This window comes from Nocardioides montaniterrae, from assembly GCF_054782655.1.
The window spans coordinates 1-24,466 of the sequence record NZ_BAAGSB010000004.1; the positions used below are offsets into that span (position 1 = coordinate 1).

The following is a 24,466-nucleotide window of genomic DNA, read 5'->3' on the forward strand; positions in this document are numbered from 1 at the left end:
ATCTTGCATTGAGAAACCGTTCGAACACATGTATGATGAAGGTACGAATCAAGCCTCATCTCTCGGGAGTCACCATGGCGACAGCATCGGTGTCAGAACACCCGATGCTGCGTGCCGTGAACACCTCCCGCCGAGCCTTCGCCGGCGTCGCTTCAGTCGAGCCCGTCTACATGACACCCGCCGACAAGGCCACGGTGTTGCGTGGGCTGGCAGCGCTCAAGGCGCAGGTCGAAGAGGCCGAGATGCGGGTCCTCGCCGCCTCCGGCGACCTCGCTCAGGACACCGGTGCCCGCGACGCCGGGATGTGGCTGGCCCACGAGGCGCACCTGGATCCCCAGAGCGTGCGCGCCGAGCTGAGGCTGGCAGAGGCGATCGACGAACGGTGGCGCCAGGTCGGCGCAGGCATGCGCAACGGTTCCGTGAACCGTGCCCAGGCGCAGGTCATCGTCGCCGGCCTCGAGAAGCTCCCGCCCGAGATCGACCAGGTGACGACGCGTCGGGCCGAGAAGCACCTCGTGGAGCTGGCCGGCCAGTTCGGTCCGCGTGAGCTGCGGACCCTGGGCGACCGAATCCTTTCGGTGGTCGCGCCCGAGATCGCGGACGAGGCCGACGCCCGCGCGTTGGAGCGCGAGGAACGCTCCGCGCGGATCAAGACCTCGATCCGGTTCAAGCGCCTCGGCGACGGGATCACCCGGATCGTCGGCCAGGTCCCTGACGCGGTGGCAGCGCGCCTCGAGACCTACCTGGATGCGTTCTCCTCACCGCGGGTCTCGACTGGTGAGCGCCTCCCGCGGAGTCGTCGTCTTGGCCAAGCGTTCTGTGCGTTGTTGGAGCACCTCGACCCCAAGAAGCTGCCCGACCACGGCGGCGACGCCACCACGGTCATGGTCACCATCAGCCTCGACGACCTGCGTCGCGACCTCGCCACCGCCGGGATCATCGGCTCCTTGGAGGGCGATCTCCAGATCACCGCTGACGAAGCCCGGCGCCTGGCCTGCACCGCGAAGATCATCCCCGTCGTCCTCGGCGGCAAGGGTGAGATCCTCGACCTGGGCAGGGCCCAGCGGCTCTTCAACGCCTCCCAGCGCAAGGCCCTCCGACTGCGCGACATGCAGTGCCGGGCCGAAGGCTGCACGGTCCCCGCCACCTGGTGCGAAGCACATCATTCACATCCATGGTCAGCCGGCGGGAAGACCGACCTCGCCGACGGTGTCCTGCTCTGCAGCCATCACCACCACATCGCCCACGACCCCCGGATGACCCATGAAGTCATGCCGACCGGCGCCTGGCGGTTCCACCGCCGGCCCTAGACCGAGACCGTGGAGTCCCAGAGCCACCTGGTGACCCCACAACTCCACAATGTCGAGAGCCAGACCCCACCGTCACACCGATGGGGCCGCCGAAGGCGGCCGCATCGCGTCGGCGCGAGCGAAGCGAGCCGCCGACACCCGCGCCACCAGCGCGCCGCCAGGGACCCGCAGTCAAGGACGCCGAAGGCGCCGCGCAGCGGGCCGAGCGCAGCGAGGATCCTTGACAGCGGGGAGCGGCGCGCTACGCGCGGCCGCCACACCCACCCGAAGGCCGCGCCGACCAGCCAAGACATTGGTATCGATACGTCCTCGGCTAGCGCCTCGGACTACTCAACCAACGAGAGCGTGGCGACGTCCTCGACCGACCATGGGTCGGCGATGAGGCACTTTGTAGGCTCGGACCCATGAGCGAGGAGCAGTACGTCGTCATCGCGCCGGACCAGGATCAGGAGGGCGACGAGGGGGAGCGGTCGTTGACCGACCTCGTCGAGCAGCCGGCCAAGGTGATGCGGATCGGCAGCATGATCCGTCAGCTCCTCGAGGAGGTGAAGGCGGCGCCTCTGGACGAGGCGAGCCGTCACCGCCTGGCCGAGATCCACCGCTCCTCCATCAAGGAGCTCGAGCAGGGCCTCGCCCCCGAGCTGGTCGAGGAGCTCGAGCGTCTCTCGCTGCCCTTCGCCGACAACGTGACGCCGTCCGAGGGCGAGCTGCGGATCGCGCAGGCCCAGCTGGTCGGCTGGCTGGAGGGTCTCTTCCACGGCATCCAGACGGCGATCTACGCGCAGCAGATGGCCGCCAAGGCGCAGTTCGAGCAGATGCGGCGCGCGCTGCCGCCCGGCATGACCGGCCCGCACGGCGTACCGCCCGAGGCCGGGGAGGCGCCGCAGCAGGGCGCGCCCGACAACACGAGCGGGATGTACCTCTAGGTCAGCTCTTCTCGCGACCGAGCCGGCGGAACAGCAGCAGGCCCAGCAGGCCGAAGAGCGCGACGCCCAGACCCGGCGCGACCAGGCGGCTCAGCGCCGGCAGGTCGCGGACGTCGGGGTTCGGCGGGCTGAGCCGCACCGTCGCGGCCTGCGCGCCCCCGCTGAGGTCGGCCTTGAGCTTGGCGCTCAGCTGCTGGGTCAGGCCCTTGGCCAGCTTGACCACGTGGCCGCACAGGTCCGCGGACAGCCCCTTGCCGTGCCGCTTCGCGAAGAAGAGGTACGTCGCTCCTGCCGCGGGACGCTTGCCCGTCCCGGAGACCTGCACGGCGGCCGTGCCGCCCTTGCGGACGGGTCCCTTGAAGCCGGCGAGCACCTGCACCTGGAGGTTGGTGAGCTTGTGGTTGGCGGCGCCCGGCGCCGCCTTGGTGACCTTCGCGGCGAAGACCGCGCTGGCGCCGGTCGCGGCCTTGGCGACCTGGTCGGGGTGACCGAGCAGGACGGTGCACCGGTTGGGCGCCGGCGCCGCGTGGGCGGTGGGCGCGACGAGGGCCAGGCCCAGCACGGCCAGCAGGCAGGCGAGAGCAGCACGCACCGAAGTCACGCCCCCATCCCACCAGATGCGGCCACATCGTCGGCGGAGCCCGCACCGAACCAGGCGGCGATCTCCTGCGCGGCACCGTCGTCGTCGACGCTCGCGGTGACGTCGTCGGCGGTGTCCTTCACCTCGTCGACGGCCTGGCCCATCGCCACGCCGCGGCCGGCCCAGGCCAGCATCTCGAGGTCATTGCGACCGTCCCCGATCGCGAGCACCTCGTCGGCGCGGACACCGAGCTGCTCGGCGACGTACGCCAGGCCGGAGGCCTTGGAGACGCCCACGGGGGCGAGGTCGAGCCACGCCGTCCAGCCGATGGCGTAGTCGGTGCCGGTCAGGCCGAGGCGGCGTACGAGCTCCTCGAAGTCCTCGACCGCGGCCTCCGGGTCGCGGATGATCACGCGGCTGACCGGGTCGGCGACGAGCTCGTCGACGCTGTCGACGACCGTCGTCACTCCCCCGAGCTCGCCCGCGGGGAACGGCGCCGTCACGCGGTAGCCGAGACCGCGCTCCTCGACGGCGACGAGCGCCGTGGGGTGGGCGGCGAGGACGGCACGTACGGCGGGCCCGGCGTCGAACATCTCCTCGTAGACGACCTCCATCGGCGGGTAGCGGAAGACCACCGCGCCGTTGGCCGCGACGATCCAGAGCCGCTCCTTGCGCTCCGGGTGCGCCGGGTCGTGCAGGTCGAGCATGTCCGCGACCTCGGTCATGTTGTGTGGTGCCCGGCCGCTCGCGAGGACGATGTGCGCGCCGGCGTCCAGCGCGCGCTGAACCGCGGCATGGACCGCCGGGGTGACCTCTTCCTGGCTCGCGCCCTGGCCCTCGATCCAGCGCAGCAGCGTCCCGTCGATGTCGAGCGCGACGAGCCGCGGGCGCCAGGCGGTCATGCGATCAGCGGGCGATCGGCTCGAGGACCTCGCGGCCCATCCACTTGTGCAGGGCCTGGGGCAGCCTGACCGACCCGTCGGCCTGCTGGTGCGTCTCGAGCACGGCCACGATGCAGCGGGTGATCGCGGTGAGCGTGCCGTTGAGCGTGGCGACGGGCGTCGTACCGCCCTCCCCCCGCATGCGGGTGTCGAGGCGGCGGGCCTGGAAGTCGAGGCAGTTGGAGGTCGAGGTGAGCTCGCGGTACTTGCCCTGGGTCGGGATCCACGCCTCGCAGTCGAACTTGCGGCTCGCGCTGTTGCCGAGGTCGCCGGCCGCCACGTCGATGACCTGGTAGGCCAGCTCGAGCTTGTCGAGGAACGCCTTCTCCCACGCGAGCAGTCGCTGGTGCTCGGCGTACGACTCCTCGAGCGTGGTGTAGACGAACATCTCCACCTTCTCGAACTGGTGGACCCGGATGATGCCCTTGGTGTCCTTGCCGGCGCTGCCGGCCTCCTTGCGGAAGCAGGAGGAGTACGCCGCGTAGCGCAGCGGAAGCTTCGCGGCGTCGAGGATCTCGCCGGAGTGGTACGCCGCCATCGGGACCTCGGACGTGCCGACGAGGTAGAGGTCCTCGCCCTCGATCCGGTAGACGTTCTCCTCGGCCTGCTCAAGGAAGCCGGTGCCGTCCATCGCCTCGGGGCGGACCAGCGCGGGCGCGATGACCTGGGTGAAGCCGGCCTCGCGGGCCTGCTCCATGGCCAGGTTGATGAGCGCGAACTCGAGCTCGGCGCCGGGACCGGTCAGGTAGTAGAACCGCGAGCCGGACACCTTGGCGCCCCGCTCGAGGTCGATCGCGCCGAGGATCTTGCCGAGCTCGACGTGGTCCTTGGGCTCGAACCCCTCGGCGGCGAAGTCGCGCGGGGTGCCGATCATCTCGAGGAGGACGAAGTCCTCCTCGCCGCCCGCCGGCGTCTCGTCGGCGGTGATGTTGTGGATGCTCTTGAGCGCCTTGGTCCAGGCGGCCTCGGCCTCGCGCAACGACTCCTCGGCGGCCTTGACCTCGGCCGCGAGCGACTTGGTCTGCGCGAGCAGCTCCTGCTTCTCCTCGGGGCTCGCCTTGGGGATCTTGGCCCCGATCGCCTTCTGGGCGGCGCGCCTCTCCTCGAAGGCGTTGATCGCCGTACGCCGGGTCCGGTCGGCCTCGAGCGCCTCGTCGACGACGCTCGTGGAGAGTCCGCGCTTCTCCTGGCTGGCGCGGACTCGGTCGGGCTCGTCGCGGAGGATGCGCGGGTCGATCATGCGCTCAGGCTATCGGGCGGTGCGTGGTGCAGGTTTCCCAAGGGATGCAGGCGAACCTGCACCTCCCAAGCGTTGCAACCATCGGGGAGTGCAGGTTTCGCTGCATCCCTTGGGAAACCTGCACGCCGGCAAGCCTCAGAACAGCGCGATCCGCTCCGGCGCCGGGAAGATCTCGTCGAGCTCGGCGAGGTCGTCGGCCGTGGGGACCCAGGAGCCGGCGGCGGCGTTGGCGCGGATCTGCTCGGGGCGGGTCGCGCCGGCGATGACGGAGGCGACGGGCCGCTGGGCCAGCAGCCAGCCGATGGCGACGGCGACCTCGGGTACGCCGCGGTCCTGGGCGAGCTGGGAGAAGTTCGCCATCTGCGGCGAGCCACCCTCCTGGACGAGGTGGGTGCGGGTGGTGGTCAGCCGTGAGCCGGCGGGGGCCACGCCACCGGCGTACTTGCCGGTCAGCAGGCCGTTGGCGAGCGGGAAGTACGGCAGGACGCCCAGGCCGAGCTCGGCCGCCGCGGGGAGCACCTCGAGCTCGGCGCGACGGTCGAGGAGGTTGTAGTGGTTCTGGCTGGAGATGAACCGCTCGCTGCCGAGCTCGCGGGCGACGTACTCCGCCTGCGCGATCTGCCAGCCGGAGAAGTTCGAGTGCCCGACGTAGCGCACCTTGCCGGCGCGGACCAGGTCGTCGAGGCCGCGCAGCGTCTCGTCGATCGGCGTCAGCGGGTCGGGCGTGTGGAGCTGGTAGAGGTCGATCCGGTCGGTGCCGAGCCGACGCAGGGACGCCTCGACCGCCTGGCGGATGTAGCGCCGCGAGCCGCGGGCGCCGCCGTCGACGCCGTTCGCGCCGCGGGCGTCCATGCCGAACTTCGTGGCCACCACGACGTCGTCACGGCGCTTGCCGAGCGCCGAGCCGAGCCGTTCCTCGGACAGACCGGGGGTGGCGCCGTAGGTGTCGGCGACGTCGAAGAAGGTGATGCCCGCGTCGAGCGCGGCGCCGATGAGCGCGTTGGTGCCCTTCTGGCTCTCGCTGGCGGTGCCGGCGCGCCCGAGGTTGTTGCAGCCGAGGCCGACGGCCGAGACGACGAGGCCGGAGCGACCGAGGCGGCGGAGGGGTACGGCGGGGGCGTCCATGGGGTCGACGTTAGTAGCGCCGCGAAGCCGCGCCGATATCCTCCCCCCGTGCTCGACCGCCCGCGCCGGACCCCGCTCCTGTGGTCCCTCATCTGCTTCGCGTGGTTCGCGGCGATCGCCGTGCTCGTCCACGAGAAGTGGTCCCCGCTGGAATCGCTCGACCGCACGACCCGGGCGTTGTCGGAGTCCGCGACGTCGCACGCCTGGCTGGTCCACGTCCTGCGCGGGATCGAGGTCGGCTTCGACTTCTGGCCCATGGCCACCGCCACCCTGCTGCTGGCCGGCTGGCTCCTGATCGCCCAGCGGCTGCACCGCGCGGCGATCCTGGTCGTCGTCGTGATGCTGGTGGCCTGGCAGACCGGTCACTGGGTCAAGGTCCTCGTCGGCCGCGACCGACCCGCCTGGCAGTGGCACGAGCACGTGCTGCAGGGGCACTCCTACCCCTCGGGGCACGTGACCCTGACCGCCACCTTCGCCAGCCTGCTGATCATGCTCGCGGCGATGCTGATCCGGCGCTCCGCCGTACGCCGCCTCGCCCACACCGTCGCGATCGCGCTGATCGTGCTCGTGGCCGCCGACCGGATCCTGCTCGGGCGCCACCACCTCACCGACGTCGTCGGCTCCCTGCTGCTCTCGGTCGGCCTGGTGCTGCTCGGCATCGCGCTCTACAGCCCGCTGCCCAAGAGCCACGCGCTCGGCGCGATCCCGCTGCCGGAGACCTACCCGGGCAACCGCGACATCGTGGTGATCCTGAACCCGATCAAGGTCGAGTCGGTCGCGCAGTTCAAGTCGCTGGTCACCCAGATGGCCGTCGCGTCGGGTTGGAACGAGCCGCACTGGCTCCTCACCACCGTCGAGGACTCAGGCACCGGACAGGCCCACCAGGCGGCCGTCTCCGGTGCCGAGCTGGTGCTGGTCTGCGGCGGCGACGGCACCGTGCGCGAGGTGTGCGCCGAGCTCGCCGGCACCGGCATCCCGGTCGGGATCATCCCGGCCGGCACCGGCAACCTCCTGGCCCGCAACCTCTCCCTGCCGCTGTTCCTGCGGGCCGCGATCGACGTCGCCCTGACCGGGCAGGACCGCGCGGTCGACATGGTCGCCGTCTCCGGCGACGGGATCGACGACACCCACTTCATGGTGATGGCCGGCCTCGGCTTCGATGCCGCGATCATGGAGGGCGTCAACGAGGACATCAAGAAGAAGGTCGGCTGGCTGGCCTACGTCCTCTCCGGCCTCAAGGCGCTGATGTTCCCGACGATGCGGCTCGAGATCTCCGTCGACGACGGCCCCTGGACCAAGCACCGTGCCCGCACGTGCGTGATCGGCAACGTCGGCTCCCTGCAGGGCGGCATGAACCTGATCCCCGACGCCGCCATCGACGACGGTCTGCTCGACGTGGTCCTGCTCTACCCCCGCCGCTTCCTCAGCTGGATCCCGCTGATCCTGCGGGTCGTGGCCAAGCGCGAGGAGGGAGCCGGTGACTCCGTGGCTCGGATGACCGGCCGGCGGATCGCCGTACGCGCGTCCACGGACGTCCCGCGTCAGCTCGACGGCGACACCATCGGCCTGGGCCGCGAGCTGTCCATGGAGTGCATCCACGGCCGGGTGCTGGTGCGGGTCCCCCGCTAGAGGCGAGCCATGCGGGCGTGGGCCACGGCCTCGGACTCCTCGGGCGAGAGCTCGGAGTCGGACTTCCAGGCCGCGATCGGCTTGGCGTAGGTCCGCGCCTCGTCGCGGCCGCGGATCGAGGTCACCATGACGCCGTCGCCGGCGTCGTCGAGGAGCGCGAGCGACCACGAGAGCCGGCCGCCCATCTCGTCGAAGGCGTCGTACCGGACGACCGCGAGGTGCCGGAGCGCCCCCTTGGCCTCCTCGCGCAGCGCGGCGACCTCGGCCCGCAGGCCCGGTACGTCGGCCGGCAGGTCGGCGGTCGGGTCGGGGCGGCCGGCAGCCCGGCGTACGTCGCGGAAGGTCACCCCCGCGAGACCGAGAGCGACGAGCGCGACGAGCAGGGCGAGGATGCCGAGGACCATGCCGCCAAGGCTAGAGGCGCGGACTCCCCTACCCTTGGCGCCATGCCCCGCATCGCCTACCAGGGGGAACCCGGCGCCAACTCCCACATCGTGTGCAAGCAGCACTACCCCGACTGGGAGGCCGTGCCGTGCGCGTCGTTCGAGGACGTCTTCGCCGCGGTCAAGGGCGGTGACGCCGAGCTGGCGATGATCCCCATCGAGAACTCGCTGGCCGGCCGCGTGGCCGACATCCACCACTTCCTGCCCGACTCGGGGCTGCACATCGTGGCCGAGCACTTCCTGCGCATCCAGTTCGCGCTGATGACGCTGCCGGGGGTCTCCACGGACGAGATCGAGACCGTGCACAGCCACGTCCACGCGCTCGGTCAGTGCCGCAAGGTGATCCGCGAGCTCGGCCTGACCCCGGTCATCTCCGGCGACACCGCCGGCGCCGCGCGCGAGGTCGTCGAGGCCGGCGACCCGAAGATGGCCGCCATCGCGCCCCCGCTGGCCGCCGAGATCTACGGCCTCGACATCCTCCGTGAGGACGTCGAGGACGAGGACCACAACACGACCCGCTTCGTCGTGCTCTCGCCGGAGTACGTCGAGGCGCCGGCCGGCAACGGTCCGGTGGTGACCAGCTTCGTCTTCAACGTGCGCAACCTCCCGAGCGCTCTCTACAAGGCACTCGGCGGCTTCGCGACCAACGGGATCAACATGACCAAGCTGGAGAGCTACATGATCGGCGGGGAGTTCACCGCCACCCAGTTCCTGGCCGAGGTCGACGGGCATCCCGAGGAGCCCGGGCTCAAGCGCGCGCTCGAGGAGCTCACGTTCTTCACGACCGACATCAAGGTGCTCGGGGTGTACCCCGCGGACCCGTTCCGGGCCAGTTGATCGCGACGCCGCGTCATACGAACTGAAGTTCCTCCTCCCCTTGGGGGGATCTGAGCACTATGGTCTGCACATGGCTACGTTCTTCGAGCACTTCACGCCGCAGGAGATCGCAAAGATCAGCAGCGTCGGTCGTCGCGTCCGTCTCCCCGAGGGTTGGTCCCCGATCTGGGAGGACACCCCCGCCGACAAGGCGTACATCATCCTCGAGGGCACCGTCTCCATCCGCCGTGACGGCGCGGAGATCGCGACGCTCGGCCCCGGCGACATCGTCGGCGAGGCCGCGATCATGGGCGGCAAGCTGCGCACCGCCTCCGTCGTCGCGATGACGCCGCTGGACACGATCCACCTCACCGACGAGACGCTCCGCGAGCTCGACGCCGAGTGGCCCGCGTTCCACCAGGCGCTCTCCGACGTCGCGCAGTCGCGCATCTCCTGACGCCGCACCACCGCTGACGTGACCGAGCAGTCTCTTCTCGGGCTCCTCGAGGAGCAGCTGCTCGGTCAGCGTCCGCACCTCAACCAGCTGCAGGCGGCCGAGCAGGCCGGCATACCCATCGAGCTCGCTCGCGACCTGTGGCACCAGCTCGGCTTCGCGCACACCGCCGACGACGAGGTCGCCTTCGCCGACGCCGACGTCGAGGCCATGCGCCTCACCCAGGACCTGATCGACCTCGGCGTGCTCAACGCCGACCGGCAAGAGGGCCTGGTCCGCACCTGGGGTCGCGCGTTCGCGCGCCTGGCGGAGTGGCAGTCGGCCCTCCTCGCCGAGGTCGCGGTCGAGACCGGCATGGACCCCGCCGAAGCCGTGCTGCTGCTCGGCGACCAGATCCTGCCCAGGGTCGAGAAGCTGCAGGCCTTCACCTGGCGCCGCCACCTCCTCAGCGCGAGCGGCCGCACCCTCACCGCGACGGGCGCGGGCCACCTCGCCGGCATCTGCTTCGTCGACATCGTCGGCTACACCTCTCGCTCGCGCACGCTGTCCGAGTCCGAGCTGGTCGACTGGCTCGAGCACTTCGAGACGGTGGCCCTCGCCGTCGTCGTCGAGCGCGGCGGGCGGATCATCAAGAACATCGGCGACGAGCTGTTGATCGTGGCCGACAGCCCCACGGCGATCTCCGAGATCGCGCTCGAGCTCGTCGGGCTCGGCGCCGACCACGACGCCGACTTCCCCGCGGTCCGCGCCGGAGTGGCGTACGGCGAGGTGGTCAGTCGTCTGGGCGACGTCTACGGACCCGTGGTCAACATCGCCGCCCGGCTCACCTCGGTCGCCCGGCCCGGGTCCGTCCTCATCGACCGGGGCCTGCACGCCGCCCTGGGCGGGGAGCTCGAGGACGAGGACGCAGCCTCGGCAGGCTCGACCACCGATGACCACGGCTCGACCACCGACGCGTACCGCTTCCGGCGCCTGCGCCGGGTCTCGGTCAAGGGTTACTCCCGGCTCCAGGTCTGGGCGCTCGTCCGGAAGTAGCCGCAGGTTGTGAACCGGAGCGAGGTCCAGAGGCCTCGCTCCCCTTCACAACCTCAGCGGATGGTGACCTGGCGGTTCGCCAGGCCGTTGCGTGCCGAGCGCTCCTCCGTGGTGAGCTCGCCGGCCTCGAGCTCGGCGAGGGCAGCATCCAGCTTGGCCTTGAACTCGGCCGCGGGTGCTTCGAGCGCCTCGGCGCCGGTGCCGACCGGGAGGTCCCACACGGGGGCGAGCAGGCCGTGGGCGCGGAACATGCCGACGAATCGGGCGCCCTCGACGATCACGTCGTCGCCCCGCCCGTGCAACCGGGCCAGCGCGCTGAGCAGCGTGTCCTCGGGCTCGGGCATGACCCAGCGCAGGTGCTCCTTGGAGCCCATCGCGGTCCAGTACGCCGCGGTCACGCCGGTCAGCCGCACCGTCGGCGAGGCGGCGCCGTCGGCGGCCTCGATCGCCGCGGCGACCTCGGCGGAGGACTCCATGTCCTCGACCCAGAAGCCGAAGCCCTCATGGACGGTGATGTCGAGGCTGGTGTCGGCAATGAGGTCCTGGATCCTCGCGCCCTCGCCCGGCGCACCGGCCAGGCTGACGACACCGGGCTCGGCCGTCAGCGCCTGCTCGAGCACGGCGCCCAGGTCACGGGCCGGGTCGCCGTACGCGTGCTGCACCTGGAGGCCGAGCCAGATCGCGCCGCTGTCGCGGACCATCGCGGGCGCGGCCATGGGCAGCAGCGTGCAGAGGCGGACCTCGCGGTCCTCGTGACCCTTGACGGTGATCGGGGCGGTGGCCGCGGGGACGAGCTCGCGCATCGCGACGACGTCGCACTCGGAGGCCAGGCCCTCGAAGGGACGCTTGACGAAGAGCTGCGCGCCGCCGGGCGCGCCGTGGCAGGCCTTGTAGCGCTTGCCCGAGCCGCACGGGCAGGGCTGGCGAGGGCCGACCTCTCCGGGCGCCAGAGGCTTGGGCTGGTTGCGGTCGCGCTTGGCCATGGCGGTGAACCTACCCGTGGCTCGGCACGGGTGTGCTCAGAGGTCGCGCTCGGCGAGCTGGTTGAGCATGTACGCCGGGCGATCGGTGATCACGGCCCTCACCCCTGACCTCAGGCAGAGCTCGAGGTGGGCGATCTTGTTGACCGTCCACACGTGCATCTCGCGCTGGGAGCGGACCATCGAGTCGAGGGTGCGCGGGTTCGCCTCGAGCATCTTGATGCCGGGCCCGATGATCCAGCTGTCGGGCATGGTGCGTTTGACGACGGGCCAGTACGCCGGGCGGTCGATCAGCTGCACCAGGCGGACCTCGGGGGCCAGTCGCGCCATCCGCTGCAGAGCCGAGTGGGAGAAGCTCATCACCCGGACCGGGGCGCCCTCCTTGTCCCAGCCGAAGTCGCGCAGCATCTCGGCCAGGCGCTTCTCGACCAGCCCGCCGAAGCGCGTGGGGTGCTTGGTCTCGATGGCGACCTCGACCGGGCGGTCGTAGTCGGCGACGGTCTCCAGCAGCTTCCTCAGCGTCAGGACGCCGTCGTGGACCTCGTCGCGGTCGGGCGCCTCGTCGTCGAGGTCGGCCCAGGGGTTCTTCCACGCGGCGAAGTCGAGCTCGGAGAGGTCGGCGAGCTCCATCTGGCTGACCAGGCTCTTGTTGCCGCCGACACGCTTGAGGTCGCGGTCGTGGACGCAGACCAGGTGGCCGTCGGCGGTCAGGCGCACGTCGCACTCCAGGCCGCCGGCCCCCACGTCGAGTGCCTCGATGTAGGCACCCAGGGTGTGCTCGGCCAGCTCATGACTCGCGCCTCGATGGGCGACGACCTGCGGTCGCATGGTCTGCATTCTTATGCACGCGCCCCGTGGGCTGATGACCGACACTTGACCTGTGCCTGAACTCGTCTCCCGTCTGCGCGCCGCCGGCTGCGTCTTCGCCGAGGACGAGGCGGCGGTGTTGCTCGCCTCCGCCGGCTCTGACGAGGAGCTGGAGGCGATGGTCGTACGCCGGGTCGCCGGCGCGCCCTTGGAGCACGTCGTCGGCTGGGTCGACTTCGCCGGGGTGCGGGTCGGCATCGATCCGGGGGTCTTCATCCCGCGCCAGCGGACGGCGCTGATGGTGGAGCGCGTCCTTGCTTGCATGCATGCAAGGGGGCACGCGGCCGTCCTTGCATGCATGCAAGCAAGTGGAGACGCGGCCGTCCTTGCATGCATGCAAGCAAGGACAGTCGTGGTCGATCTCGGCTGCGGAACAGGAGCCCTCGGGCTCGCGGTCGCCCACGCCGTCCGCCGCGCGGCCACGACAGAGGTCGGGGTGGCGGTCGAGGTGGAGGTCCATGCCGTCGACGTCGACGCCGCGGCGGTGGCGTGCGCCCGCCGCAACCTGGCAGCAGCAGGCATCGCCGGCACCGTCCACCAGGGCGACCTCACCGCTCCGCTCTCCCACCACCTCCGGGGCAAGGTCGACCTGATCCTGGCGAACATGCCCTACGTCCCGACGCGGGCGCGCGACCTCATGCCGGCCGAGTCACGGGACCACGAGCCGGCCCACACCACCGACGGCGGCACCGACGGGCTCGACCTGATCCGCCGCGTCGCCGAGCAGGCACCGCGTTGGCTCACCAGCACCGGAAGCGTGTGGGTCGAGGTCGGCGAGGACCAGGTCGCGGCAGCGACGTACGCCTTCGAGAGCAACGGCCTGACGCCCCGGACGCACACCGACGACGACCGGGGAGCGACGGTCCTCAGCGGCACGATGTCGGGGATCTCACCCGTCTGAAAGACGGCACGAGTTCCCGCCGCCCCCGACACCTGCCCTAGCATCGCGAGCGGAGTTCGCCGAGCGATGGAGAAGCAGTGACTGTCAACGAGGACATCTTCGACCGTTGGAAGAGCCGCGAGGAGACCGCGGAAGCCATGATCCCGGTCATCGGCAAGCTGCAGCGGGAGAAGGATCTGACCATCCTGCTCCACAGCCGCTCGCTGATGAACAAGTCCGCGGTCGACATCATGAAGATCCACCGCTTCGCCCGTCAGATCGAGGGCGAGGAGCTGTCGGTCGTCACCACGATGCCGTTCCTCCAGGCCATCGCCGGCCTCGACGCCCGCGCCGCGAAGATCGACCTCGCGCTGCTGCTGAAGGCCTACAAGGAAGCCGGCGAGCCCGCCGACATCCCCGCCTTCACCGCGCAGGCTCTCGCCGGCGCCATCGGCCCGGACCGCCGCGCCCCCGGCCCGCAGGACGTCGTCCTCTACGGCTTCGGCCGCATCGGCCGCCTCGTCGCGCGCCTGCTCATCGAGAAGACCGGCTCCGGCAACGGCCTGCGCCTGCGCGCCGTCGTGGTCCGCAAGGGCGGCGAGGGCGATCTCGCCAAGCGCGCCTCGCTGCTGCGCCGCGACTCGATCCACGGCCAGTTCAAGGGCTCGATCACGGTCGACGAGGAGCGCAACGTCATCGTCGCCAACGGCGTCGAGATCCAGGTCATCTACAGCAACGACCCCAGCGAGATCGACTACACGACGTACGGCATCAACGACGCCATCCTGATCGACAACACCGGCAAGTGGCGCGACCGCGAAGGCCTCTCGCTGCACCTGCGACCTGGCATCAAGAAGGTCCTGCTGACCGCGCCGGGCAAGGGCGACGTCCCGAACATCGTCCACGGCGTCAACCACCTCGACACCGACCAGGCCGAGACGATCCTGTCCTGCGCCTCCTGCACCACCAACGCGATCGTCCCGCCGCTCAAGGCGATGGAGGACGAGTTCGGCATCATCCGCGGTCACGTGGAGACGGTGCACTCGTTCACCAACGACCAGAACCTGCTGGACAACTACCACAAGGCCGACCGTCGCGGCCGCTCCGCGCCGCTCAACCTGGTCATCACCGAGACCGGTGCCGCCTCGGCCGTCGCGAAGGTCCTCCCGGACCTCGACGCCAAGATCACCGGCAACTCGATCCGTGTCCCCACCCCGAACGTCTCCATCGCGATCCTGAGCCTGCAGCTCAAGCGCGAGACCAGCCGTGAGGAGGTCCTCGACCACCTCCGCAAGGCCGCGCTCGTCGGCCCCCTCGCCCGCTCGCTCGACTACACCCAGGCCAACGACGCGGTCTCCACCGACTTCGTCGGCGCCCGGGCCGCGTCGATCATCGACGGCAACGCCGCGATCGTCGACGGCGACAGCGCGATCCTCTACGTCTGGTACGACAACGAGTTCGGCTACTCCTGCCAGGTCCTGCGGGTCGTCCAGTACATCTCCGGCGTGGAGTACGAGACGTTCCCGAAGCTCTGACCCACCCCGTACGCCGCGAAGGCCCGGTCGCTCCTCGTGAGCGGCCGGGCCTTCGTCGTACGCCGCTCCGCCAGCCCTTGCGGCGTCACCACCGAAGGCGCATAGTGGCAAGTGGGGGTAGTGAACGGACTCGGACCATGCGTGACGAACTCACTTCCAACGTCGAACTGACCCACGAGGTGCTCTCTGCGCGACTCGCGCACGCCCGCACCTGCCACCCGACGCCGAACCGGCCTCGTGACCGCTTCCCTGCGACGGATCGGTTCCTGGCCAGCACCAGTCGGCACGTGGCGGCGGCCAACGCCGTGCTGCTTCCCGCGGTCGCACGGCAGATGCCCGAGGGTCGACAGCTGGCACGTGAGTTCGCCCGCCAGAGCCGCCGACTGGAGGCAGCGATGGCGCAGGCGAAGGGCAAGCTGTACGGATCGACGTACAGCATCCGGCGGCCGTGGACCTCGGTGTGGGGAGAGGTCCACGACGAGCTGGAGGCCTGGTTCGGCCTGGAGGAGTCGATGGTCGCGCGTCTCGCCGCCGACCCCGACGTACGCCGCAACCTCGCGCAACGCCTCTACACCGGTGAGACGCACGCGCCGAGCCGTCCACACCCCTACCTGCCGCACCGTGGCCTCGCCGGCCGCGTCGCGCGACGGGTCGCACGAGGAGTGGATCGGTTCTGGGACACCGCCGAGGGGCGGATGCTTCCCGAGCCGGTCCACACCGCCACCCACAGCCGGGACGGCCGCATGGCCCGCTACCTCCTCGCCGACCCCGAGGTCGACGAGGCCGAGTCCGGCACCGCGATCGACTGACCCCCAGGTCCTGCACCCCGGTGCAGGACCGGCATCAGTCCCGCCGCCGCGGGTGACCCGAGACACCTGTGGCGGCATCGCGGTGCCAGGATGCTGCCCATGACCGGATCGACCGACCGCGCCGAGGTCCTCCAGGGCATCCTGGACGACCGCCACAGCTGCCGGGCGTTCCTGCCCAACCCGGTTCCGGACGCCGAGATCCGCCGGATGTTCGCGATGGCGCAGCGCACCGCCTCGTGGTGCAACTCCCAGGCCTGGCAGGTGCACCTGCTCTCCGGCGACGACGCAGCGGCCTTCGCCAAGGTGCTCACCGACCGCGTCGTGAGCGGTGCCCAGGCTCCGGACATCGCCGGGCCCGCGGCGTACGAAGGCATCTACGACGAGCGCCGCCGTACCTGCGGCTTCCAGCTGTACGACGCCGTCGGCGTCGCCCGCGAGGACAAGGAGGGCCGGCTGTTCCAGATGCTGCGCAACTTCCGGTTCTTCGACGCCCCGCACGTCGCCGTGATCACGACCCCACGGGCGCTCGGGACGTACGGCGCCGTCGACTGCGGTGGCTACGTCTCCACGCTGCTCACCGCCGCGACGAGCCTGGGCATCAGCACGATCGCCCAGGCCGCCGTCGCGATGTACGCCGACGCGGTCCGCGCCCACCTCGACGTGCCCGAGGACCGTGACGTGGTCTGCGCCGTCTCCTTCGGGTACGCCGACCCCGAGGCGCCCGTCAACGCCTTCCGCACCGAGCGGGCGGACGTCGAGGACGTCGTCAGCGGGCTGCCCGGCTGACCCGATCGGGGCCTCGTCCGGCAAACATCCGGCGCATCCGATGCCTGCGGGCAAACATCCGCATGGACATCGATACGGTCCGCACACCGGTGCGCCATGATCCGATGCGTGGGGAAGTTGGCCTTTGGGAGCCGGCTTCGCGAACTACGCGGAGAAGCCGGCCTACGACAGGTCGACCTCGCCGAAGCACTCGGGATCGGCCGGTCGACCCTTGCGAACGTCGAGCGCGGGCACGAGACGCCGAGCGAGCGTCTGTGGGACGCCCTGCTGCTGGCGCACCCGGCGTGGATCGAGCACCTGCGGTCGGCGTACGAGCAGGCGCGCGCGGACCTGGCCGCCCGCAACGCGGAGACCGCGGCCGACGGTGAGTGGGCGACGCCGCATTCGGGCGGCCCGTTCGAGATCGAGTCGGTGGCCTACACCTACGTCTTCGAGGAGTCACGCAGCCCGGTCGAGATCATCGAGGTCCGCAAGGTGAAGGCGCTCGAGGGCGGGGCGTCGTACTTCGGCCTCCAGACCGGACACACCAGCTCCGAGGGCTTCCGCGTCGACCAGGAGGCGCTCTGGGGCGGGCGGCTGACGACCAGCAAGCTCGAGGAGGCCGGCCACACCCTGTACTGGCGACGGTTCGAGTTCGACCGTCCGCTGCGCATCGGCCAACGCCACGAGTTCGCGATCCGCTCGTGGGTCGAGCGCGACCCCGAGCCCGGCACGTACGTCACCTTCCGCGTGACGATCCCGACCAAGGAGGTCCGGATCAACCTGGCCTTCCACGGACCGCACCGCGCCGCCACCGCGTGGCGCTTCGGCCCGCTCGAGGAGTACGTCGACCTGCCGGCGAGCGACCCCGCGTGCCAGCGCGTCCGCGTGGCCAGCCACGGCTGCAGCGCCCGCTTCCTCCGCCCGGAGCTCGACAAGGACTACGCCCTCGGGTGGGACTGGGCCTGAGCTGCGGGCGGTCGTGTTCGGCCACGCCCACCGGCAAGGTCCCGTGTTTGTCGGGGCGCGACGGCTCGGTTCCCTGATCCGGCTGCCGACGAGCTCCTCCACCCGCCACACTCTGCCCACGCGATCACTCGCGGCCACCACCAACGACGCGCTCGGGGTCACCACCTGGAGCAGTCATGTCCCCTCGTCGAACCATCTCCCGGCTCGCGGTCCTCGTCTCTGTCGCCATGGCGACCGCCGGGATGGCCGGCATCTCGACCGCCGGGGCGGCACCTGCGGCCGCGCGATCGACCGTGCTGCCCTCGCGCGCCGCGACCGAGATCCTGCACAACGGTCTGGTCGGGAAGGCCACCACGGTCGGGTTCATCGGCACCCGGATCGCACGGAACGCCCACGTCCGTCAGGTCAAGGTCAGCTTCGGCGACGGGCACGCGGTCCGGCGTACGAGCCTGAAGCCGGTGGCCCACGCTTATGCGAAGCCGGGCGTGTACCGCGTGGTCGCGACCCTCACCGACACACGCGGAACGGTCTCGCGCGCCCACGCCTTCGCGGTCGTGAACCGGCCGACCACCAGCCGGCTCGCGAGCCACACCCGCCGCGTCGCCTACAGCTCGGTGCTCTCCGTGACCCCGCTGAGCATCAAGCGTGAGCGCGTCGCCCTCACCTCGGGGACCCCGCTGCCCCAGGCCGGCCAGGTCCTCCTGATCGGCCGGGGCACGCTCGACCCGCGCGGGCTGGGGCTCGTCGTCGAGTCGGCAACGGTCGCGCCCAGCACCGGGCGCCGGATCGTCACCGGTCACGACGCCTCGCTTCGCGAGATCTACAGCACCTTCCGCAGCAGCCACGGCGTCTCGCTGCCCGCTCGCGTCGTCGCGACCCGCACGGCGCCTGACGGCTCGGTGACCAAGCGGGCCATGCGCACCTCCGCGCTGCCCTTCACCTGCTCGGGCGGAGCGAGCGCGACGACCAGCATCACGGTCGACGCCAGCCAGACCCACGTCGAGCCGGAGATCGACCTCAACTCCCGCGTCATCTCCGCGAACATCGCCTTCCGGCCGGTGATCACGGGGACCCTGACCCTGTCGGGCGCGGTGCACTGCAGCCTGTCCGGCGGATTCGAGATCCCGGTCGTCTCGGCCGGAGCGGTCATCGTGACCATCTCGCCGTACCTCGACATCGACGCGAACGCCTCGGTCACCGCCTCGGCCACGTGGTCGCCGCGCGTCTTCTTCGGCTTCGTCCGCAGCCCTGCCGGCAGCTCGACGACCGCCGCGTTCAAGAGCGCCGTCTCAGCCGACCTCAAGGGCCAGGCCGAGCTGACGGTGAAGGCCGGCATCACCGTCGACCTCTCCGTGGCCCACGCCGCCGGCATCAAGGCGAGCGTCGGCCCGGTCATCGACCTCACCAGCACCGAGCAGCCCGGCACGTCGTGCCTGCGTGCCACCGGCAAGATCCAGGTCGACGCGTCGATCTACTACGACGCCATCTTCCTGTCCGGGTCGAAGACGATCTACAGCGGCGACTTCTACCCGACGACGTTCTTCGACACGTGCTGGTCGACCGCGACCACCACCTCGGGGGGCGGATCCGGCTCCGCGGTCGGCGGCGGCTACCCCACGCCGACCTCCACCGGAGGCGGATCGACTCCATCGGCTCCGCCGTACGTCGGACCCTCGACCCCCGAGACGACCGGTAGTGCGGTGCAGACCTGGACCGACTACGCCAGCGGCGGCGGCAGCCAGGGCGCCGACATTCCGAGCTACCGGACCGTAGGGGTCGTCTGCAAGACCCACGGTCTCCAGGTCAGCGACGGCAACAACTGGTGGTACCTCGTCGCATCGTCGCCATGGAACGGCGCGTACTACGGGAGCGCCGACGGCTTCTACAACAACGGGCAGACGTCCGGATCGCTGCACGGGACGCCGTACGTCGACACGGCAGTGCCGGACTGCGGAACGTCCGCCGGTTCCGCCGGTACGCCGACCACGCCTCCCTCCAACCCGACGCCCACCGACGGCAGCACGTGGACGGAGACCGCCGGCAGTGTCGCCCACACCTGGACCAACTACTCGAACGCGGGTGGCACGGAGGGTCCCGAGATCGCAGCGGGGCAGTCCGTCCAGATCGCCTGTGTCGTCACGGGGTTCGGGGTGTCCGACGGCAACACGTCCTGGTACCGCATCGCGTCGTCCCCCTGGTCCAGCAGCTACTACGTCAGCGCCGACGCGTTCTACAACAACGGCGCCACCTCCGGATCGCTGCGAGGCACGCCGTTCGTCGACGGCGCCGTGCCGGCGTGCTCCAGTGGTGGGGGTGGCGGCGGAGGCGGTACGACGTACAACGAGACCACCGGCAGCGTCACCCACACCTGGACCAACTACTCGAATGCGGGCGGTACCGAAGGCCCGCAGATCGCCAGCCAGCAGACCGTCGCGATCGCCTGCAAGCTGCAGGGGTTCCAGGTCGCCGACGGCAACACCTGGTGGTACCGCATAGCGGCTTCGCCGTGGAACGGCAGCTACTACGCCAGCGCCGACGCGTTCTACAACAACGGGGCCACCTCCGGGTCGCTGTCGGGAACCCCGTGGGTCGACACCGCCGTACCCAACTGCTGAGTACTCGGCCGTCCGCTCCGGACGCCGCAACAACCGACCTTCCTGGGGGAACAGTGCTCCGTCACCTCATCCGCGCGCTCCTCGCGGCCACCCTGCTTCTCGCAGGCCTGACGACAACGGTCCCGGCGGCCAGTGCACTGGAATCCGTCGACGCCTTCGTCAGCCGGCGGAACGGCCAGTTCCCCGACTACGACGGCCAGTACGGCTCCCAGTGCGTCGACCTGTTCGAGTACTACAACCGCGACGTCGTCGGCGCACCGGTCGCCTGGGGAAACGCCTACCAGCTGTACGGCGCCGCATCGGCGGACTACTACGACAAGTACCCGGCCGGCTCCGGCTACACGCCGGTCAAGGGCGACGTCGCCGTCTGGAACACCAATTCCGCTGGATCAGGCGGCAACGGCCACGTCGCCATCGTGCTCGGCGTCGTCAACTCCACGACCCTGCAGGTCTTCCAGGCCAACTCCAGCGGCACCAACGACGCCGGCGTCAACAACTCACCCGCCTCGATCGGCAACCACGGAACAGCGAACCTGACCGGCTACCTCCACCCCAAGAACCTCCCGGGCAACACCCCTCCCCCGCCGCCGGACCGTGACCAGGACGCGGTGGCCGACAGCAACGACCTCTGCCCGGACCTCCCGGGATGGTCCGAGTTCGCAGGCTGCCCGGAGGAGATCGCCGCCCAGGCGCAGACCGACACCACGACCTCCAGCGGCGACGGCTCGGCCGACTACTGCCGCCTCGTCGGGAACGGCAACGGCCAGGACTCGCACGTGCAGTGCACCCTCGGTGCGGGCAACGGCTTCGGGGTGACCAGGACCTCTGACGTGCTCGACTGGGGGTACCGGACCGGGCGCGCGTGGGTCGATGTCAACGGCGACCGCCGCGCCGACTTCTGCCGCCGGGTGGGGAACAACAACAACCAGGACTCCCACGTGGCCTGCACCCTGTCGACCGCGACCGGCTTCGGAGCCACCTGGACCAGCGGCGTCGTCGACTGGGGCTACGACTTCGGGCGCGCGTGGGTCGACGTCAACGGCGACCACCGCGCCGACTTCTGCCGCGTCGTCGGCAACACCGGAGACGGCCACGTCCAGTGCACACTGGCGACGTCGACCGGCTTCGGGGCCACCCGCACCAGCCCCGTGCTCGACTGGGGCTACGCCCTCGGCCGGTTCTGGGTCGACGTCAACGGCGACCACCGCGCCGACTACTGCCGCCGCGTGGGGAACACCAACAACCAGGACTCCCACGTGGCCTGCACCCTGTCGACCGCGACCGGCTTCGGCGCCACCTGGACCAGCGGCGTCCTGGATTGGGGGTACGACACCGGTCGAGCCTGGGCGGACGTCAACGGCGATCACCGGGCGGACTACTGCCGGGTCGTTGGTGGGCCGTACCCGCAGTCCTACGTGTCCTGCACCCTGACGACGTCCACCGGCTTCGGCGCCACCCGCACCAGCCCCGCGCTCGACTGGGGCTACGCCATGGGTCGCACGTGGACCGACGTCAACGGCGACCACCGCGCCGACTACTGCCGCCGCGTGGGGAACACCAACAACCAGGACTCCCACGTGGCCTGCATCCTGTCGACCGCGACCGGCTTCGGGGCCACCTGGACCAGCGGCGTCGTCGACTGGGGCTACGACGCGGGCCGCACCTGGGCGGACGTGAACGGCGACCACCGCGCCGACTACTGCCGCGTCGTCGGCAACACCGGCGACGGCCACACTCAGTGCACGCTGGCGACGGCCACTGGATTCGGCGCCACGGTCACCTCACCCGCCCTCGACTGGGGATACGACGACTCGCGCATGTGGAGCGGCCAGGTCGACTCCACGTCGCCGACCGCCCAGCTCGTCGCACCGACGGCCACCTCCACCACGCTGAGCAACGTCACGGTCAGGTGGACGGCCGTCGACTGGGGGACGGGCCTGCGCTCCTCCACGATCCGTGTGCAGTCCGCGAAGATCGGGTCGCCCCTCGGCCCCTGGTACGTCCCGTCCGGATCCACCGCCATCGCCGCCGCCACCCGCAGCCACTCGTTCGGCCTGGTGGCCGATCACCGCTACTGCTTCTCGGTCCGTTCGACCGACCGGTCTGGCAACGTGGGCGCGTGGTCGACGGCCCGGTGCATCAGCCGCACGTAGGCACCGCGCGCCGGCCGCACACGGTGGTGTTCGGTCACGAGCACCGCAGAGGGCCCGTGTTTGTCCGGGTCTCCTTGTCGGATCGGTGAACAACCTGTCGGCGGGCAGTCCTCACCGCAAGACTTCACCTGCCGTGGCCACTCGGGACGCCGGACAACCGACTTCCTGGGGGAACCGTGCTCCGTCATCTCATCCGTGGGTTCCTCGCTGCCGCCCTGCTGCTGACCGGACTGACAGCGACCGCCCCGTCGGCCAGCGCGCTCGAGTCCGTCGACGCCTTCGTCGACCAGTGGAACGGCCAGTTCCCCAACTACGACGGCGTCTACGGCTCCCAGTGCGTCGACCTCTTCGACTACTACAATCGCGACGTCGCCGGAGCACCCGCACAAGGCTTCGGCAACGCCTACACGATCTACGACGCGGCCTCGTCGACCTACTACGACAAGCACACCGCCGGCTCCGGCTACAGCCCGATCAAGGGCGATGTCGCCATCTGGAACAGCAGCTCCCCGAACTCCGGCGGCAACGGCCACGTCGCGATCGTGCTGTCCGTCGTGAACAGCACGACCATCCAGGTCCTCCAGGCCAACGCAGGCCTGCCGACCAATGACGGCCCGCCGGACACGTCCTCCGACGTCAACAACAACCCGGTCAGCATCGGCAACCACTCCACGGCGTACCTCACCGGGTACCTGCACCCCAAGAACCTCACCACCTCCCCGCCGCCCCCGCCCCCGGCCCCGCCGGGCACCAACCTGGTCAAGGGCGGCGGCTTCGAGAGCGGTGGCTGGTCGACCGAGCCGGGCACCAACTTCGTCTCCTACTCCTCGGGCCAGCTCAGGTCGGACGAGAAGGCCCGCGACGGCAGCAGGTACGGCGCCACCAACACCAGCCAGTCCGGCGGCGGCATCTTCCAGGACATCGCCCAGACGATCCACGCCGGCGACACGTTCTGCGCGTCCGCCTTCGTGCGCTCGCAGTACGGCAACACCGCCTCCGGCGCGCTCGCGCTCTGGGTGACCGGCACGAACGCGGCCGAGAACGGCTCGGTCCGCTACACCAAGGTGCCCACCCTGGACCGGTGGACGCCGGTGTCGACCTGCGTCACCGCGACGAGCGACCACGACAACGTCCGCGTGCAGCTCTATCCCGCGGTCAACGGCGGCACGACCGAGATCGACGACGTGAGCGTCAACCGGTCGATGGCGCGGGGCGGCGGCTTCGAGAGCGGCGGCTGGTCGACGGAGCCCGGCACCAACTTCGTCTCCTACAGCGCCGGCCAGGTCAACGCCGCCGAGAAGCCGCGCTCCGGCAGCCGGTACGGCGCCACGAACGCCAGCCAGGCCGGCGGCGGCATCTTCCAGGACGTGCCGGCGAGCATCGGTCCGGGCGACACCTACTGCGCCTCGGCGTTCGTCCGCTCGCAGTACGGCGGCACGGCCTCCGGCACCCTGGCCCTCTGGGTCATCGGCACGAACAGCGCCGAGAGCGGCACCGCGACGTACAACGGCGTCCACGCCCTCAACAACTGGCGCCCGATCTCGACCTGCGTGACCGCGACGCAGGCCCACAGCGCCGTACGGATCCAGTTCTACCCAACCGTGGGCGGCGGTACGACGGAGATCGACGACGTGAACGTGTCCCGGTCGACCGTGCAGAGCGGCGGCTTCGAGAGCGGCGGCTGGTCGACCGAGCCCGGCACCAACTTCGTCTCCTACAGCGCCGGCCAGGTCAACGCGGCCGAGAAGCCACGCTCCGGCAGCCGGTACGGCGCGACCAACACCAGCCAGGCCGGCGGCGGCATCTACCAGGACGTCGCGGGCACCATCGACCCCGGCGACACCTACTGCGCGTCGGCGTACGTCCGCTCGCAGTACGGCGGCAGCGCCGCCGGATCCTTCGCGATCTGGGTGATCGGCGCCAACAACGCCGAGGGCAGCAGTACGCCGTACCGCCAGCTCCGCACCTTCAACAACTGGACGCCCGTGTCGACGTGCGTCACCGCGACGCAGGCACACACCGCCGTCCGAGTGCAGTTCTACCCGGCCGTGGGCGGCGGCACGACCGAGATCGACGACGTCGGCATCCTGCTCAACGCCCAGGTGCAGCGCGTGCTCAACACGGCGCAGCCGACGATCACCGGGAGCACCGCGGTCGGCAAGGTCCTCTCCGCCAGCCGCGCAGGCTGGCTGCCCGGCGACGTGTCGGTCGGCTACCGCTGGTACCGCAACGGCAAGGCCATCACCGGTGCCACCTCCGCCAAGCACACCGTGGTCGCCGCCGACCGCGGCACGACCCTGACCATCCACGCGATCGGCTACCGCGCCGGCATCGCGCCCTCCACGGCCACCCGGTCGATCAAGATCCCGTGACCGCCCACCACGGCAGGAGCCA

The 24,466-nt window shown here is 70.6% G+C and carries 21 protein-coding genes; 14 read left to right on the forward strand and 7 right to left on the reverse strand.

All coding sequences use genetic code 11. The features are described 5' to 3' along the window. The first annotated feature begins 74 nt into the window (after positions 1-74). Positions 75-1,310, forward strand: coding sequence for an HNH endonuclease signature motif containing protein (locus tag ACYVJ3_RS07955; protein ID WP_460852261.1), 1,236 nt, complete (start codon positions 75-77; stop codon positions 1,308-1,310). Between the two features lie 404 nt (positions 1,311-1,714). Beyond that, on the forward strand, positions 1,715-2,236 hold the full coding sequence (locus tag ACYVJ3_RS07960; protein WP_460852262.1) for a bacterial proteasome activator family protein: 522 nt from the start codon (positions 1,715-1,717) through the stop codon (positions 2,234-2,236). Position 2,237: 1 nt separating this feature from the next. On the opposite strand, the gene ACYVJ3_RS07965 is transcribed toward ACYVJ3_RS07960, so the two are convergent. The 4 genes from ACYVJ3_RS07965 to ACYVJ3_RS07980 form a co-directional block, all read right to left on the reverse strand. After that, on the reverse strand, positions 2,238-2,837 hold the full coding sequence (locus ACYVJ3_RS07965; RefSeq protein WP_460852263.1) for a hypothetical protein: 600 nt from the start codon (positions 2,835-2,837) through the stop codon (positions 2,238-2,240). After that, positions 2,834-3,718, reverse strand: a complete 885-nt coding sequence (locus tag ACYVJ3_RS07970; protein WP_460852265.1) for an HAD family hydrolase — start codon at positions 3,716-3,718, stop codon at positions 2,834-2,836. The genes ACYVJ3_RS07965 and ACYVJ3_RS07970 overlap by 4 nt, the downstream gene beginning before the upstream one ends. A 4-nt stretch (positions 3,719-3,722) precedes the next feature. Beyond that, complete coding sequence (serS, locus tag ACYVJ3_RS07975; protein ID WP_460852268.1) at positions 3,723-4,997, reverse strand: serine--tRNA ligase; 1,275 nt, start codon at positions 4,995-4,997, stop codon at positions 3,723-3,725. A gap of 135 nt (positions 4,998-5,132) precedes the next feature. Beyond that, on the reverse strand, positions 5,133-6,122 hold the full coding sequence (locus ACYVJ3_RS07980) for an aldo/keto reductase (RefSeq protein WP_460852269.1): 990 nt from the start codon (positions 6,120-6,122) through the stop codon (positions 5,133-5,135). Between the two features lie 48 nt (positions 6,123-6,170). Between ACYVJ3_RS07980 and ACYVJ3_RS07985 the strand changes: the two genes are divergently transcribed. Then, positions 6,171-7,751, forward strand: a complete 1,581-nt coding sequence (locus ACYVJ3_RS07985) for a bifunctional phosphatase PAP2/diacylglycerol kinase family protein (RefSeq protein ID WP_460852271.1) — start codon at positions 6,171-6,173, stop codon at positions 7,749-7,751. On the opposite strand, the gene ACYVJ3_RS07990 is transcribed toward ACYVJ3_RS07985, so the two are convergent. Next, entirely contained in the window at positions 7,748-8,155 is a 408-nt protein-coding gene (locus ACYVJ3_RS07990) for a DUF4446 family protein (RefSeq protein ID WP_460852272.1), read from the reverse strand. The genes ACYVJ3_RS07985 and ACYVJ3_RS07990 overlap by 4 nt on opposite strands. Before the next feature lie 42 nt (positions 8,156-8,197). Between ACYVJ3_RS07990 and ACYVJ3_RS07995 the strand changes: the two genes are divergently transcribed. From ACYVJ3_RS07995 to ACYVJ3_RS08005, 3 genes are all read left to right on the forward strand, one after another. Beyond that, the gene (locus ACYVJ3_RS07995) at positions 8,198-9,031 is read left to right on the forward strand and encodes a prephenate dehydratase (RefSeq protein ID WP_460852274.1); all 834 of its coding nucleotides are present in this window, start codon (positions 8,198-8,200) and stop codon (positions 9,029-9,031) included. Between the two features lie 70 nt (positions 9,032-9,101). Then, positions 9,102-9,467, forward strand: coding sequence for a Crp/Fnr family transcriptional regulator (locus ACYVJ3_RS08000; protein ID WP_460852275.1), 366 nt, complete (start codon positions 9,102-9,104; stop codon positions 9,465-9,467). Between the two features lie 18 nt (positions 9,468-9,485). Then, positions 9,486-10,499 (forward strand): adenylate/guanylate cyclase domain-containing protein, encoded by a 1,014-nt coding sequence (locus tag ACYVJ3_RS08005; RefSeq protein WP_460852276.1) that lies wholly within the window; start codon positions 9,486-9,488, stop codon positions 10,497-10,499. A gap of 53 nt (positions 10,500-10,552) precedes the next feature. Here ACYVJ3_RS08005 and ACYVJ3_RS08010 read toward each other — a convergent pair whose 3' ends face one another. Together ACYVJ3_RS08010 and ACYVJ3_RS08015 are read right to left on the reverse strand one after the other, a co-directional pair. After that, positions 10,553-11,482 carry a DUF5926 family protein gene (locus tag ACYVJ3_RS08010; protein WP_460852277.1) on the reverse strand — a complete coding sequence of 310 codons (930 nt, stop codon included), beginning with the start codon at positions 11,480-11,482 and terminating at the stop codon, positions 10,553-10,555. Between the two features lie 36 nt (positions 11,483-11,518). Further along, the gene (locus ACYVJ3_RS08015; RefSeq protein WP_460852279.1) at positions 11,519-12,307 is read right to left on the reverse strand and encodes a glycerophosphodiester phosphodiesterase; all 789 of its coding nucleotides are present in this window, start codon (positions 12,305-12,307) and stop codon (positions 11,519-11,521) included. Positions 12,308-12,359: 52 nt separating this feature from the next. Between ACYVJ3_RS08015 and ACYVJ3_RS08020 the strand changes: the two genes are divergently transcribed. The 8 genes from ACYVJ3_RS08020 to ACYVJ3_RS08055 all read left to right on the forward strand — a co-directional run bounded on the left by ACYVJ3_RS08020 (position 12,360) and on the right by ACYVJ3_RS08055 (position 24,444). Continuing rightward, the gene (locus ACYVJ3_RS08020) at positions 12,360-13,247 is read left to right on the forward strand and encodes a HemK family protein methyltransferase (protein WP_460852280.1); all 888 of its coding nucleotides are present in this window, start codon (positions 12,360-12,362) and stop codon (positions 13,245-13,247) included. Positions 13,248-13,324: 77 nt separating this feature from the next. Continuing rightward, entirely contained in the window at positions 13,325-14,761 is a 1,437-nt protein-coding gene (locus tag ACYVJ3_RS08025) for a glyceraldehyde-3-phosphate dehydrogenase (protein ID WP_460852282.1), read from the forward strand. A gap of 137 nt (positions 14,762-14,898) precedes the next feature. Continuing rightward, positions 14,899-15,570 carry a hypothetical protein gene (locus tag ACYVJ3_RS08030; RefSeq protein ID WP_460852284.1) on the forward strand — a complete coding sequence of 224 codons (672 nt, stop codon included), beginning with the start codon at positions 14,899-14,901 and terminating at the stop codon, positions 15,568-15,570. 99 nt (positions 15,571-15,669) lie between these two features. Beyond that, positions 15,670-16,356: a nitroreductase gene (locus ACYVJ3_RS08035; protein ID WP_460852285.1), complete on the forward strand. Its 687-nt coding sequence runs from the start codon at positions 15,670-15,672 to the stop codon at positions 16,354-16,356. A 108-nt stretch (positions 16,357-16,464) separates the two neighbouring features. Beyond that, on the forward strand, positions 16,465-17,304 hold the full coding sequence (locus ACYVJ3_RS08040; RefSeq protein WP_460852287.1) for a helix-turn-helix transcriptional regulator: 840 nt from the start codon (positions 16,465-16,467) through the stop codon (positions 17,302-17,304). 176 nt (positions 17,305-17,480) lie between these two features. Further along, on the forward strand, positions 17,481-19,919 hold the full coding sequence (locus tag ACYVJ3_RS08045) for a PKD domain-containing protein (RefSeq protein ID WP_460852288.1): 2,439 nt from the start codon (positions 17,481-17,483) through the stop codon (positions 19,917-19,919). 53 nt (positions 19,920-19,972) lie between these two features. Then, positions 19,973-22,072 (forward strand): CHAP domain-containing protein, encoded by a 2,100-nt coding sequence (locus ACYVJ3_RS08050; protein ID WP_460852289.1) that lies wholly within the window; start codon positions 19,973-19,975, stop codon positions 22,070-22,072. 176 nt (positions 22,073-22,248) lie between these two features. Continuing rightward, positions 22,249-24,444 (forward strand): CHAP domain-containing protein, encoded by a 2,196-nt coding sequence (locus ACYVJ3_RS08055; RefSeq protein ID WP_460852291.1) that lies wholly within the window; start codon positions 22,249-22,251, stop codon positions 24,442-24,444. Positions 24,445-24,466: the final 22 nt, after the last annotated feature.

Excerpts from the sequence above, each read along its gene's own strand:
- ACYVJ3_RS08035 (WP_460852285.1), top strand. The coding sequence starts at position 15,670 with ATGACCGGATCGACCGACCGCGCCGAGGTCCTCCAGGGCATCCTGGAC.
- ACYVJ3_RS07980 (WP_460852269.1), bottom strand. The coding sequence starts at position 6,122 with ATGGACGCCCCCGCCGTACCCCTCCGCCGCCTCGGTCGCTCCGGCCTC.
- ACYVJ3_RS08045 (WP_460852288.1), top strand. The coding sequence starts at position 17,481 with ATGTCCCCTCGTCGAACCATCTCCCGGCTCGCGGTCCTCGTCTCTGTC.
- ACYVJ3_RS07995 (WP_460852274.1), top strand. The coding sequence starts at position 8,198 with ATGCCCCGCATCGCCTACCAGGGGGAACCCGGCGCCAACTCCCACATC.
- ACYVJ3_RS08030 (WP_460852284.1), top strand. The coding sequence starts at position 14,899 with ATGCGTGACGAACTCACTTCCAACGTCGAACTGACCCACGAGGTGCTC.
- serS (WP_460852268.1), bottom strand. The coding sequence starts at position 4,997 with ATGATCGACCCGCGCATCCTCCGCGACGAGCCCGACCGAGTCCGCGCC.
- ACYVJ3_RS07955 (WP_460852261.1), top strand. The coding sequence starts at position 75 with ATGGCGACAGCATCGGTGTCAGAACACCCGATGCTGCGTGCCGTGAAC.
- ACYVJ3_RS07960 (WP_460852262.1), top strand. The coding sequence starts at position 1,715 with ATGAGCGAGGAGCAGTACGTCGTCATCGCGCCGGACCAGGATCAGGAG.
- ACYVJ3_RS08010 (WP_460852277.1), bottom strand. The coding sequence starts at position 11,482 with ATGGCCAAGCGCGACCGCAACCAGCCCAAGCCTCTGGCGCCCGGAGAG.
- ACYVJ3_RS08000 (WP_460852275.1), top strand. The coding sequence starts at position 9,102 with ATGGCTACGTTCTTCGAGCACTTCACGCCGCAGGAGATCGCAAAGATC.
- ACYVJ3_RS08015 (WP_460852279.1), bottom strand. The coding sequence starts at position 12,307 with ATGCGACCGCAGGTCGTCGCCCATCGAGGCGCGAGTCATGAGCTGGCC.
- ACYVJ3_RS07990 (WP_460852272.1), bottom strand. The coding sequence starts at position 8,155 with ATGGTCCTCGGCATCCTCGCCCTGCTCGTCGCGCTCGTCGCTCTCGGT.
- ACYVJ3_RS07970 (WP_460852265.1), bottom strand. The coding sequence starts at position 3,718 with ATGACCGCCTGGCGCCCGCGGCTCGTCGCGCTCGACATCGACGGGACG.